This window comes from Alteromonas ulvae (genome assembly GCF_048987005.1).
In the GTDB taxonomy this organism is placed as follows: Bacteria; Pseudomonadota; Gammaproteobacteria; order Enterobacterales; family Alteromonadaceae; genus Alteromonas.
On the sequence record NZ_CP185261.1, the window covers coordinates 1,405,146 to 1,418,063 of the forward strand.

Annotated in this window: 12 protein-coding genes; 9 read left to right on the top strand and 3 right to left on the bottom strand. The window is 42.0% G+C overall.

What is annotated here, in order from left to right; translation table 11 throughout:
- Positions 1–2: 2 nt before the first annotated feature.
- Entirely contained in the window at positions 3–335 is a 333-nt protein-coding gene (gene yciH / locus ACOJR9_RS06135) for a stress response translation initiation inhibitor YciH (RefSeq protein WP_420936069.1), read from the bottom strand.
- Positions 336–497: 162 nt separating this feature from the next.
- Here yciH and ACOJR9_RS06140 point away from each other — a divergent pair, with 162 nt between their 5' ends.
- The 9 genes from ACOJR9_RS06140 (at position 498) to ACOJR9_RS06180 (ending at position 10,337) form a co-directional block, all read left to right on the top strand.
- The gene (locus ACOJR9_RS06140) at positions 498–803 is read left to right on the top strand and encodes an STAS domain-containing protein (protein ID WP_420935450.1); all 306 of its coding nucleotides are present in this window, start codon (positions 498–500) and stop codon (positions 801–803) included.
- Between the two features lie 112 nt (positions 804–915).
- On the top strand, positions 916–2,580 hold the full coding sequence (locus ACOJR9_RS06145; RefSeq protein ID WP_420935451.1) for a SpoIIE family protein phosphatase: 1,665 nt from the start codon (positions 916–918) through the stop codon (positions 2,578–2,580).
- 85 nt (positions 2,581–2,665) lie between these two features.
- Positions 2,666–3,115, top strand: a complete 450-nt coding sequence (locus ACOJR9_RS06150) for a TerB family tellurite resistance protein (protein ID WP_420935452.1) — start codon at positions 2,666–2,668, stop codon at positions 3,113–3,115.
- A gap of 144 nt (positions 3,116–3,259) precedes the next feature.
- Positions 3,260–5,332 carry a putative bifunctional diguanylate cyclase/phosphodiesterase gene (locus ACOJR9_RS06155; protein ID WP_420935453.1) on the top strand — a complete coding sequence of 691 codons (2,073 nt, stop codon included), beginning with the start codon at positions 3,260–3,262 and terminating at the stop codon, positions 5,330–5,332.
- Between the two features lie 297 nt (positions 5,333–5,629).
- Positions 5,630–5,932 (top strand): calcium-binding protein, encoded by a 303-nt coding sequence (locus tag ACOJR9_RS06160; protein ID WP_420935454.1) that lies wholly within the window; start codon positions 5,630–5,632, stop codon positions 5,930–5,932.
- A 114-nt stretch (positions 5,933–6,046) separates the two neighbouring features.
- Complete coding sequence (locus ACOJR9_RS06165; protein WP_420936070.1) at positions 6,047–7,462, top strand: sensor histidine kinase; 1,416 nt, start codon at positions 6,047–6,049, stop codon at positions 7,460–7,462.
- A 70-nt stretch (positions 7,463–7,532) separates the two neighbouring features.
- Positions 7,533–8,117 carry a hypothetical protein gene (locus ACOJR9_RS06170; protein ID WP_420935455.1) on the top strand — a complete coding sequence of 195 codons (585 nt, stop codon included), beginning with the start codon at positions 7,533–7,535 and terminating at the stop codon, positions 8,115–8,117.
- A complete protein-coding gene (locus tag ACOJR9_RS06175) occupies positions 8,114–9,454 on the top strand; it encodes a sigma 54-interacting transcriptional regulator (protein WP_420935456.1) in 1,341 nt (446 codons plus the stop codon). The genes ACOJR9_RS06170 and ACOJR9_RS06175 overlap by 4 nt, the downstream gene beginning before the upstream one ends.
- 253 nt (positions 9,455–9,707) lie before the next feature.
- On the top strand, positions 9,708–10,337 hold the full coding sequence (locus ACOJR9_RS06180; RefSeq protein WP_420935457.1) for a response regulator receiver protein: 630 nt from the start codon (positions 9,708–9,710) through the stop codon (positions 10,335–10,337).
- 374 nt (positions 10,338–10,711) lie between these two features.
- On the opposite strand, the gene ACOJR9_RS06185 is transcribed toward ACOJR9_RS06180, so the two are convergent.
- Positions 10,712–11,761: an IS110 family transposase gene (locus ACOJR9_RS06185; RefSeq protein WP_420934858.1), complete on the bottom strand. Its 1,050-nt coding sequence runs from the start codon at positions 11,759–11,761 to the stop codon at positions 10,712–10,714.
- Positions 11,762–11,830: 69 nt separating this feature from the next.
- Entirely contained in the window at positions 11,831–12,736 is a 906-nt protein-coding gene (locus tag ACOJR9_RS06190) for a DUF72 domain-containing protein (RefSeq protein ID WP_420935458.1), read from the bottom strand.
- Between the last annotated feature and the right edge of the window lie 182 nt (positions 12,737–12,918).

Consider the following 12,918-nt stretch of genomic DNA (forward strand, 5'->3'; position numbering starts at 1 on the left):
CGCTATCCTCCTGCAAGTTTTACTTTATAATTTTTTTCTTCCAGCAACATGCGAAGTTTTTCTCTATCGTCAGTTTGAACTTCAATAACGCCATCTTTAACCGCACCGCCACAACCACATTTCTTTTTAAGCTCTGAGCCTAATTTCTTTAGGTCTGCGGGAGGCATGTCTAACCCCTTGATAAGGGATACGCCTTTGCCCTTTCGTCCCTTGGTTTCTCGGTGAATACGAACAATACCATCGTCCGACACTGAGCGAGAATGTGTCTTTGGTTCTGGTTTGACTTTTCCGCTTTCTGTACTGTAGACCAACAGCGCATTTTGCCAATCTTGCATATCTGCCTCTAACGTTAAACTTAACCTTTCATTTCTCAAAAAAACTGCCATGATGACGCTAAAAATGTCTGGGAAATTATTGCAATCTTGAACTAGTGTTAAGGATAGCAAAATTGACGACAAATGATGAAATTTTTCTTAACCAAGAAGATTGGAGGTTCCATGACGATCACATCGCAGTATCGCCAAGATGGCGAGGTTTTAGTTATTAAAGTGGGAGAAAAGTTCGACTTTAGTAAGGTCGAAGAATTTAGAAACGCCTATAATAACTTGACCGACAGAACGAACGAAATCGCTGTGGATTTATCCATTACGGAATATATGGATAGCTCTGCGTTAGGTATGTTGTTAAACATGCAGAAGTCGCTCAAAAGCAGTAACTATACTTACAGCATAGAGAATGCGCGTCCACAAGTGAGTAAGATTTTAGAAATTTCTCGTTTTGATAAAAAGTTCGAAATTCGCTAGGAAGGCGTAATGCGCTCTAGCCCTTTGTTGTAACGTACCTCTGAATTGTCAGAAAACGGTCTCTGTGTATGGTTAGGTGATGTTAGGTGCTTCTTTTTCAAGGATATGAGTTATGAAAATTCTTATTGTCGATGATGAGCCCATCAACCGCCTTTTACTGTTGAACATGCTTACCACAGAAGGTTACGACGACTGTATCGAAGCTGAAAACGGCACGCAGGCTATTGAAAAATTTAAATCAGAGGCGCCAGACCTTATTTTACTCGACGTCGTGATGCCTGATATGAGTGGATTCGATGTAGTACCACAACTGCGTAAACTCGCCTCAGCAGAATACCTTCCCATCCTATTTATTACCGCTCTAGAAGATAAGGCCAGCTTGGTTAAGTGCTTAGAGGTTGGCGGCAATGACTTCGCCACAAAACCGTTCGACAAGCACATACTTATTGCCAAAATTCGGGCGCACTTAAAAATCAGGACATTGAACCTTCGTGTAGAACAGCAAAATAAAGCGCTATTATTATTCAACCAGCGAGTAGCTCGCGAACACGCCATCGTCGAACATATTTTTAACAATGCAATTGTAAACGATCCTCAAGTGCTCTCTTATTTTAACTACTATATTAAGCCTGCTGAAAGTTTCAATGGTGATGTTTTCTTATGTGAGAAAAACCCAAATGGCGGCATTTACTTTGCGGTAGGAGACTTTACCGGTCATGGCTTAGCTTCGGCTGTGGGCGCACTGCCAGTAACTAGAGCGTTTCAGGAGATGACTCAACAAGGCGTGACTGTGTCTGAAATTGCCAGAGAGCTAAACAATATCTTGCTGAGGTTTTTACCTCACGACATGTTTATGGCTGCAGTCATTGGAGAGATTGATTCAACCGGTTCTCATATTATTTTGTGGCAAGGTGGTATGCCCGCTGTTCTTACCGTGGGTAAGATGGCCTCGGAGTTGCGTCAGCGTCCTTCGCGGCACATGGCTCTTGGGATCCTCGATGACGATGAATTCGACACGGCCTGCGACACGATTCATTTATCTCACGGTGAGCAGCTTATTATCGTAAGCGACGGCTTAATAGAAGTGTTTGATAAGAATAACGGTATGCTCATGGAAGATGGCATTAGTAACCTTATTAAAGAAGCACTATCAAACAATAAGGCTATTACCGCACAATCTTTATACGAGAGCGCTTTGAAGTTTAACGTTAGCGATTCATTTGACGATGATGTATCCGTCATTATTTTTTCTGCAAAGCCAATTCAACTTTTCCCATCAGAGAAAAATCAATTTGGTTTGCCTTCTTCACATGAAGTGGTCCTTACTGCTGAATTATTAAAGCAGCCAGACATTCTCCAACAAGTTCTGCAGATAGCTGGACAGTGTGAGGGAGTTCAGAGCATCCGCTCAGTCTTGTATACGGTACTTTCAGAACTATTTAACAATTCGCTAGAGCACGGAGTGTTAAAACTCGACTCAGACATGAAAAGTACTACTGAAGGTTTTCATGCCTATTATGAATTGCGAGAAGCGTCGCTTAAAGCGCTTAGTGACGCAAGTATTACCATTAGAATTGAGTCTTTACCTAATGAGCAAAAAATACAAGTGTCAGTACTCGATAGTGGTGACGGTTTTAGCTGGGATAGCGTAGATAACGTTTCAACTGACGAATCCTATGGTCGAGGTTTAGCAATGGTTTGTGCATTGTGTGAGCAAGTTCAATTTGAAGAGGGAGGGCGGAAAGTAACATGTTTGCTCGACACGAATCCTCGTTAGCGCTAATTTTAGACCATTAAACGATAACTCCTTTAATTATTGTTTGCTTAAGGATAAACAACAAACAACGGCAAAAGGACCTAAAATGCTAAAACAATTTTTAACGTTATTCGAAGATGCAAAAAAGCATCAGAAACCAACTTATTCTTATGAACTTGCCACTGCCGCATTACTTAGTGAAATAGTGAATGCCGATAACGAAGTTACCGAAGAAGAGCGAAAGGCACATCAGCATCAACTCAAAAAACATGTGAATATTGATGACGATGCACTGGCCCTTTTGCTAGAAGAAGGGAATGAGACCTCTGACAATGCCATTGATGTAGTTCAGTTCACAAAAGTTGTTAATGCGCACTGCGGTAGTGAAGAAAAAGCAAACATCATTCGCAGCCTTTGGGCGATTGCCTATGCAGACAGCACGCTAGCACCGCTTGAGGAAAGTACGATACGGCAAATAGCAGATTTACTTTATGTACCTCACAGTCAATTTATCAAGACGAAGCTAGATGTAAAGAGCGGGCTAACTGACTCGTAACCTGTGCCTTACACTTGATGTTCGCGTAAAAGCGGCGTTAAAAGAGTTGTTATTTACTCCTCTTCACATATTATTCTATGCCTTTAGCGGGTAAACTCGTCTTTCTTCTATTACGTTACTATTTCGTTGAACAAGGTTGTGTTGGTGTTTAAATCGATAAAAATGACCATGGGTATTGTTAGCGCAGTATCGATGTGTGCGCTTGCTATAGCTGTGTTTGTGATCAATAGAGTTGAGCACAATACGTTGATGAAGCAAGTGGTAGAAATCAACACCAGTGCAATAAGTAATAGTTTGGCGTCGCAATTGAGTGTGCTTGCGGACACGGGTTCGGATAATGTAGACAGATACGAGTTGATATTTAGATCGATAAGAGAACATAAATATCTCATATCGGCGACGCTTTACGACACCAATTATAACGCGATTACGTCTGTAGTGCTGAGAAAAGAGTCTGACTACGGTTCAGCAATTCCTCCTTCTCCCAACGACATCCCCTACGGCGTAACCCTCCATCCTAACGATGTTATTACCACTCACAATTTAGTTGGAACAAGTACTTATCCTCTCGGTCATGTAGTTATTCATGCCGACGCTAAAGCAGCGATTCCTGTGCAAAGTGCAAGAACATTAGTTCGTCAGTTTTTTCTTATTCTTGCTATTGGGTTATTGTGTGTTGGTGTATGTCTGTTGGTTACCCACCGACTTATTAGACCTTTATCTGAGCTTAGACGATTTACGCAAAACCTGTTTGAGACAAAAGATTATGCACTGCGAAGTTCTGTTTCTTCACGAAACGAATTTGGACAGCTGGGCTCAAACATAAATAGTTTGCTCGATACCATCGAGGTTGAGCTATTGATAAATTTTGAACAAAAACAAACGCTGTTTGATCAACAAGAGACCATGGCTCGGCTAGCTAACTACGACAGCTTGACCGGGTTACCTAATAGGCAATATGTGCTTGATAATCTGAGACTCGAATTGGCTCGTGCTAAGCGGAATGATGAAGACATCATGCTGTTGTTCTTTGACTTAGATGGATTCAAAGGAATTAACGATTCATTAGGTCATGAAACCGGTGATCTCATTTTAATTGAGGTTGCCGATCGAGTGCAGCGTCTATTGCGAAATGACGATTTATTTGCCCGTTTAGGTGGTGACGAGTTCATTGTTCTTCCCGATAGGGAAGTAAACGATTATGCCGCTGAGCAGTTAGCGGTGCGATTATTGTCTGCATTTGACGAGCCATTTGAAATGCAAGGACTTTCTTTAACGGTAGGCATTAGCGTTGGTGTTGCAAAAGCAAGTGATGCAAGTTTTGAACTTAGCGACCTCATGAGTAACGCCGATTTAGCAATGTATAGGTCTAAGGCAAGAGGGCGAGGAAGCTATACACTCTTTACACCCGATATGGTGGAGTCACACAAGCGCAAGCTGCAAATTGCAAATGGCATAGAGCAAGGTCTGCGAGAGGACGAATTTATTGTCTATTATCAAGTAAAGGTAGACAATACAGGTCATGTGATTGGCGCGGAAGCCCTTATTCGTTGGCAACACCCAGAGTTTGGCCTAGTAATGCCCAATGAATTTATTCCAATTGCAGAGCAAGGGGGCAAGATCACGGCCATTACACAGTGGATAATAAAGCGTGTATGTATAGACCTTCCTGATATCAAACACTGGGCCCCCCAGAACTTTAAAGTGTCAGTTAACTTATCGGGACACGACCTCAGAAATGCGCAGCTTTTTGACTACATATACAACACGTTGAACGTTTACGATGTTAATCCTGAAAATATGGAGTTTGAGGTCACAGAGAGCGCTTATCTTGAAAACTTCCAGCTGTCTAATAAGTTCTTCAGGAGGATGAGTAATATGGGGTGCTCCATCGCCCTAGATGATTTTGGTACAGGTTATTCTTCATTGAGTTACCTAACTCAAATAACTATCGACACGCTCAAAATTGATAGACAGTTCGTGATGGAGCTGCAAACCTCTGAACGCAGTAGGCTAGTAACCGGTGCTATTATTGATTTGGCAAAACGTTTGTCGTTAACGGTATGCGCTGAAGGGATTGAAAACTTTGAGCAGTGGGATTATTTACGCCAGCACGGTTGCGATAACGTTCAGGGCTTTATGTTTAGCAAGCCAGTTCCGTTGAAAACGTTACTCAGCCTCGAGTCTTTCTATGACGAGAGCCAATTTACGAAGTAAAGCCTTTTGGTATAAAAGTGTTTCTATTTAGCAACACACACCTATATTGTTGTTTCTTTTATTTTTCTTAAGTAACTGATTAATAATTCTATTTTTTATTTTTTATAATGTGGCGCGAATTTAGCTATGCAGTGTAAGCACTAACGTAATGAGGCCAACGTTAGCTAATTTGACTCATAGCAGTGGTTATAGATTGCATTTATGTTGATGTTATACGACATAACATAAGCGTGTTTCATTACCGTAGAGTACTGAGTTAGATAAAATTCAAACGGTATCTAATGCGGGAGATTCACTATGAAAATTTCAAGTAGAAATAATATTACATTGCTGGCACTTGCGATGTTACAGATGAGTTTTGTAGGTGCTGTAAACGCGAGCCAAGCCAACATGCTTATGCAACAGTTAGATAAAGATAACGACGGTTTTATTTCATTAAGAGAAGCTGTTCAGCATATCGAACTATTGCGAAACTTCGGTTTAATTGATGATGACGAAGATGGCAGGCTTACCGAAAAGGAATTGGCAAATAGTAAGCTTACGCCCACAGTAAGTGACACTAAAAATAGGGTTACTGCTTCGTTGAAACAGCAGCCATAAATAATAGCCGCATAAGTGTAAACTAATCACGCTAGTATCAATATAAGTGATTTACTAATAGCAGAGAATAAAGAGGATAGAGTTCTGGTTAACAAGTTTTCCTTAAGTGAGCGCATCGTCCAACTCGGTTCTTTGAGGCAATTGACATTGGGTAGTTTTGTATTAGCCCTAATTCCTTTGATAGCGCTTTTGTGGCAAAGCCAGAGCGATCTTGCCAAGGTTGGTCAAATGACAACGTTGGAAACTCGCTTTGTCGTCGAGATTGTAGGCGACGTTCAGCAACTTGATAACACCGTAGTGGATGTTGAAAGAAGTATTCGCCAATATTCAGTACTGAAAAGTGAAAGAGTAGCGGAGATATCAGACAATGCGCTAGAGCAATTTGCATTGGCAGCTGATAATTTATGTCAGGGGCTTGGTTCTGGTGAGGTGTGTAGCTTTTTGACAACACAGATCGAGCAACTTGCAGACTATCGAAGCATTGAAGATCAATTGTTGCTAAACGCCTACTTGGCAACTATCAAAGACAGTGTTAAGCAGCTGAGAAAAGACGTAGAAAGTGTCATTAGCGAACGCGTGGCATTACAGCAGAGCGATTTAAACGCTATGCAGGCCAAACAAGCATGGTCAACGGCCATGCTGGTAAGTGTCTCTTTGATGCTAATATTGTTGGGTAGTCAGCTTATTGTGAACCCTGTAAATAACCTTAAAAAAATCATTCGTATATTGGCTCACAGTAAAGGCGAACTTCCGCCTTTAACGCGCCATGCACCCAGAGAGCTTCTTGATGTAGAAAAAGATTTGCATTGGCTTTACGATCGTCTTCAACAGCTTGAACATATTCGCACTGCGTTGCTACGTCATGCAGCACACGAATTGAAAACACCACTAGCGAGTATTAAAGAAGGTTGCAGTCTGTTATCTGACAACGTGGTTGGCGATCTCAACGACAACCAGCGTGAAGTATTATCTTTACTCAGCGGAAGCACTCAACGACTCAATACCTTGGTAGAAAAGCTATTAGATTATAATCTGTTGCTGCAGCAGGCTCAGCCTAAATTGGTATTATACAAACCGCAAACGCTAATAGATGAGTGCATTGAAGACTATGCACTTGCTATCCAAAACAGAGAAATTGTAGTTGATGTGCAGGTTGATGAGGTACTCCTTGACGAGGAGCTTTTCCGTCGCGTGCTCGATAATTTAATTTCCAATGCCGTTGCCCATGGCGCTGTTGGTAAACCTATATTCGTTACGGTTTACATGCAAAAAAGCGAGGGAAAGAGTACCCAAGAAGATATGCTTGTTCTCGATGTGGCCAATCACGGTAAGCCCATATCCCCAGAAATGGTTGCGACCCTGTTTGAGCCTTTTATTCGAGGTAGTGAGCCCCGTAATGACAATGTGATTGGAACAGGCCTAGGGTTATCGATTGTTTCAGATTGCGCGCGACTTATGCATGGCGATGTTCAGGTGGTAGAGGTAAACTATGCGGATGTCTGCTTTCGGGTTTCTCTCGCGCAGCATTGAGAGCTCGAGATGAAAAGCACGCGTTTTTGAAAGCGTGCAGCATAAGCATTGCGCAACAGGAAAAAGTAAAATGAGAGTTAGTTGTTTTTTTATTGCCGTATTTTTTTTAGCAGGTTGCGAGAGTCTGATAGATGCAAAGGAAAAAGTACCTGAAGCGTTAGAGACGCACACAAAAACGGCGCTCGATAGTACGTTTTGTTTGTATGAAAAACCACCTGAAAATTTTTTGTATAACTGTGATGTGAACCATTGGATCGGGCTTTGGGTGAATGCGTCTGCGCAGCCGTGGTCGCAACGAAAGCAAACTTTGGATGCGTTAACAAACAGTGACTACGATCGTTTACACGCTTATATACTTACGCTTATGGACGATACACCCTACCAAGATAGACTCCGTGCACAGCTAGCATTTAACGAATTATCTCCACGATTAATACCACAAAGCCGTAAAATTATTGATGTGATAGCTGGCGCTCAAAATAATCAATTGATGCAATTTGAGTCTGCGCTGGTGGTGTTGGAAAAAGAAAATACCTCTCGCGGTGAAAAGCTAATAACACTGCAAAGCGAAATAGATAGCTTACGTAAAAAACTCGAAGAATTACTACAGATAGAAGCCACATTGATGGATAAAAATAGGAGTACGCAACAATGAGTGAAAAGGCGAATAACAATCCTGACTTATTGTTGGTTGATGACGACAAAAGCTTACTTCGCTTACTAACGATCCGTCTTGAAGGTGAAGGTTATAATGTAACCGCAGTTGAAGATGGGCAGGCCGCGCTCAAAAAACTGCAGGGCAATAGCTTCGATGTTGTGCTTAGTGACTTGAGGATGCCTGGCCTTGATGGTTTGAGCTTGTTTGAAGAAATCATGGGTATTAGGCAAGATATTCCCGTCATTCTTATGACCGCCCATGGCACCATTGCCGATGCAATTGAAGCCACGCAACGCGGCGTGTTTGGATTTTTACCAAAACCTGTTGAACACGAAGAGCTCCGCGTCTTGTTGCAAAAAGCACTGAATCAATCGCAGGCAGTGAAGCCAGGTGATTGGGCAAGAGAAATAATCACCCGCTCGCCCGAAATGCTGAACGTCCTGGATCAGGCATTTCGTATTGCGCAGCGCGAAGTATCGGTATTAATTAGCGGTGCCAGCGGAACAGGTAAAGAGCTTCTTGCCAATGCTATTCATAAAGCGAGTAACCGCCGTGATAAGCCATTTGTTGCGATAAACTGCGGCGCGCTGCCCGAAAATTTACTTGAATCCGAGTTGTTTGGTCATGCAAAAGGCGCTTTCACCGGAGCGGTAACTGCTCATGCAGGGCTTTTCAAAGAAGCTGATGGCGGTACGCTCTTTTTAGATGAGATTGGTGACATGCCGATGACACTTCAAGTTAAATTGTTGCGTGCATTGCAAGAACGTCAGATTCGTCCAGTGGGCAGTAGTAAGCAAGTTGATATTGATGTTCGAATAATATCAGCGACTCATAAAGACTTGCATAAAGAAATGGAAGCGGGAACATTTAGAGAAGATCTCTACTATCGCCTCAATGTGGTTAATTTAAAACTACCGTCACTGAAGTCTCGCAGCGAAGATATTCCACTTCTTGCGCGCTCTTTGTTGCAACAAAGTGCTCAGCGCCACGGTGTTGAAGTCAGTCAGTTCTCAGATGATGCTATGCAGCAGTTAGTCACGTCTTCGTGGCCAGGTAATGTCCGCCAGTTAGTGAATGTCGTTGAGCAGTGTGTGGCGTTAACCCAGACACCGGTGGTGCCTTTACACCTTGTTGAACAAGCCTTATCTGCCACAAAGCAGAGTTGGCCCACGCTTACCGAGGCGCGAGACGCCTTCGAACAACAATACTTGTTCAAGCTGCTTAAAATGACCGACGGAAACGTTACTCGAGCCGCGGATCTAGCGGGAAGAAATCGCACTGATATGCATAAATTGATGAAAAAACACGAATTGGACGCTGCAGATTTTCGTTGAAGAATGTATCTAACGTTAGAGGTCTTGCCCATGAGGTTGAGCATATATTTATCTAGCGTCTCATCTTGCGGCATATTCGGAACATCCAATTTATAGCGCCTTCAAGTCTCTTTTCTTCATGAGTGTGTTGTGTTAACGACTATTGCACGTGTTGAGAAGTATGAATGTCGATACTATGGGAAAGAATTAGATACGCAGGTACGAACACCCGACATACTACAATGTACGTCTTTTAACATCTGTGGGGCAGTTCATGCGAACGACGACAGCGGCGCTTTGCCTTTTATTTTCGATCAACAATATTGCTAATGCTAATCTCATTCTCAATGGTAGCTTCGAAAACAACGACATTAGAAGTAACAGCTGGAAATCTTTTTCCGCAGGCTCTGTAGACGGGTGGAGCGGCACCAACATGGAGCTGTGGGATAATTTTCAAAATTTAAACGCATTTGATGGTAGTCAATATGCAGAGTTAAATGCTAATGGGAACGGTGGTCGGTACTCAATTTTTCAGTCTTTTGCTTCAAGCGAAAACACGGTATACGACTTTTCCTTTGCCTATGCTGCTCGTCGTGCCAATGAAAGTTTCCAACTTGATATTGTAAGTGGCAACAATACTATCTTGTTCAGCCAAATGTTTGACGACCATAAAATAAAGAATTGGAATGAATTTTATGGGCAATTTATTGCAGACTCAGTGTCGACAACTATTCGTTTTTCAACGATAAATACAGGTACGTATGGCAATTTCTTAGATAACATTGTTGTTAGTCAAGCGTCATTTATTCAGAGCATGTCGAGTGTTTCCGTGTCTGAACCGATGAGTTTAGCTATTTTGTCCCTTTCCGCCTTTGTATTCATGCGAAGAAAGAAAATGAAATAAATCAGTTTCTGCATGTACGTTACAATCTGCCAGTATTAAACTGGCGGTTTTTTTATGGTTATAGCAAACTGAACAATCGATATTCTTTAAAGCGTTATCTGCTTATTAAGCTATGCCGTAGTTCACGAAACGCCAGTCCTTACTACACACCTTGAGAACCTAAAACAAACTTATGTGGACTCCCCGATGTCAACAATAAAAACAAATCTAAAGAATTAAATGCGCACTTATGTACGAGCTCATATTGAGTAGCTAACTCGACTCTATGATATTTACGCGGGCTAACTTACAAACCTATCCTGCGAGTCTAAAACTCTCATTGTCACACTGCATTAGTTAGCTGATTTTAAATCAATATTTTTGCATTTTATTGCTTAAACTCTTGCTGGATCCGGCAATAACTCTGCTTCGTATTCCGTACCTTTAGTTAACATAGCATACGCAGTTCTAACTGTTTTATTGGCCAATGCTACTGATGCACATTTTTTCCCTCTGCGTTCGACTAACGCCCTTATCCAAAGGTCTTTTTTTGTTCTTGGCTCTTTCTTCATAGCAATACTAACAGCAGATAGAGCGCCAGTAATAAGTTGGCTCCTGAGCAAGCCATTTTTGACATACTTACCTATAGTGCCAAATTTAGCTTTGCCTCCAGATGAATGCTGTATCGGTGTTAAACCAATACATGCAGCAGCATCTTTTCCTTTCTTAAATACACCTAGTTCTGCACAACCTAATGCGATGTACAAATTGATGGCATTAAGAGGACCAACACCCTCTAGCTGTAGTAGTTTTTTACAATCACTGTGACTTTCAAGCGCATTTTCAAGACAGGAATCATATACACCAATAGATTGAACGATTGACGAGTATTGCTCCCAAGCCATATGTAAGGCTTGCCTAAATTCAGCTGAAAAGCCATTCTCGGCATCTTCTAATACAGTTTCAATTGTTCCTTTTAAGCCCCCATTTCTATTTGAGACTTTAATATTAAATTCTGACAAAAGAGCGATTAGTTGATTGTATGAGGCTGTTTTTTGTTTTACACATAACTCTCGAAGACGCATCATTGATTGCAATTGTTGCTGTTCAATAGACTTACCAGCGATAAAAGTGACATCAGGTAACAAGGATGCTTGTACGATCGCTAACGCATCATTTTTGTCTGTTTTTTGATTCTGCCGAACCGATTTAACTAAAGTAGGTGATATAAGGCGAGCGTCATGCCCTAGTGAACCTGCTTTTTGTTTCCAGTAATTTGATGTACCACATGCTTCGAATACAATTACGACAGGCGTTGAATTGGCGAGCCATTCTGTAAATTCGTTCGTTGTCATCTCTTTGTTAGAGCGCACTTTTTGGTTTGAATAAACACAAACCTGAATCACATTTTTAGCTAAATCTACACCTACGATTGCATTTTTCACAATTTGACTCCAAATAAGTACCTTAGACGTGAGTAAAATAACTCACAGCTTCATAAAAGGGGAGTCCAATTATCTATCCTGAAGAGGGTTCGTAGTCATGGCGAGTGTTGGTAAAGAGTAAGCTGGATAGGCCTCGTTGTATAAATTGATAAACAAAGACGCTAACCAAGGCGCGTCCTTATTGTCTGGTCGATGGCAGAAGAAGTAGGGAGACCGGCCTTCAAGACGCCACTGATGAATTTTGTTTACCCAGGGGCGAAGGCAAGCGGTATTGTCTGCTTCGCTGTCGTTTCCAACAAAGCGCACTATGGGCTTTTGTCCGGTAGCGATTACATTTACTGGCACCTTGGGCTTCTTACCTCTTACTTCTTTAACTATCTCATTGGTGATAGGTCCTGTGAACAGGGCTCTGGTATCCATAATGATGCGGTTTGCGTTATGCTTGATCAGCAGCTGGTTAAATGCTTTTTCAGCATCTGACTTAGCAAAAAACTGTCTATGTCGCACTTCTACAGCCAAATCCATTGAGGCGGGAATGTGATTTAAAAATGCATCTAGCACAGCCAATTTGTCAGGACCAAAGCTAGCGGGTAATTGAACCATCATCACGCCGAGATTGTGCTTAAGAGGAGCGAGCAGCGACAACTGTTGCCGTATTACATCTTCACAATGCTGTAATTGATTTACATGGGTGATTTGCTGGTTGAATTTGAAAGCAAAGGAGAAGTGTGAGGGCACGGAGTCTGCCCAGCGCGCTACCGCATCTTCGTCGGGAAGGGAATAGAACGTGGTGTTACCCTCAACGGTATTACATTCATTCGCGTAATGAACAAGCTGGCTCTTGGCCTTGGGAAATGACGCAAACCATGAATTTGGCCAATGGCTGTGCTGCCACATGGGCAAGCCTATGAATACAGGCGGTAAGTTTTGTTGGGCGTCAAACTTATTCGATGCGGTATTGTTCATATTTGTCATTGGGCTTTACGACGCATTTGTTTATACTATGCGACCTTAAATCTAATACATTAAACGTGATAGCTTCTGTAGAGCTTCTCTACTAACAAACGTACCTTATAACTCGCTTACACTGCGACTTCGTATACCGTTCTACGAATCTGCAGAAGAGGCGCTAGTGTAGTGCATTAGTTCGGCACCAT

Excerpts from the sequence above, each read along its gene's own strand:
- yciH (WP_420936069.1), bottom strand. The coding sequence starts at position 335 with ATGCAAGATTGGCAAAATGCGCTGTTGGTCTACAGTACAGAAAGCGGA.
- ACOJR9_RS06140 (WP_420935450.1), top strand. The coding sequence starts at position 498 with ATGACGATCACATCGCAGTATCGCCAAGATGGCGAGGTTTTAGTTATT.
- ACOJR9_RS06145 (WP_420935451.1), top strand. The coding sequence starts at position 916 with ATGAAAATTCTTATTGTCGATGATGAGCCCATCAACCGCCTTTTACTG.
- ACOJR9_RS06150 (WP_420935452.1), top strand. The coding sequence starts at position 2,666 with ATGCTAAAACAATTTTTAACGTTATTCGAAGATGCAAAAAAGCATCAG.
- ACOJR9_RS06160 (WP_420935454.1), top strand. The coding sequence starts at position 5,630 with ATGAAAATTTCAAGTAGAAATAATATTACATTGCTGGCACTTGCGATG.
- ACOJR9_RS06170 (WP_420935455.1), top strand. The coding sequence starts at position 7,533 with ATGAGAGTTAGTTGTTTTTTTATTGCCGTATTTTTTTTAGCAGGTTGC.
- ACOJR9_RS06175 (WP_420935456.1), top strand. The coding sequence starts at position 8,114 with ATGAGTGAAAAGGCGAATAACAATCCTGACTTATTGTTGGTTGATGAC.
- ACOJR9_RS06180 (WP_420935457.1), top strand. The coding sequence starts at position 9,708 with ATGCGAACGACGACAGCGGCGCTTTGCCTTTTATTTTCGATCAACAAT.
- ACOJR9_RS06190 (WP_420935458.1), bottom strand. The coding sequence starts at position 12,736 with ATGACAAATATGAACAATACCGCATCGAATAAGTTTGACGCCCAACAA.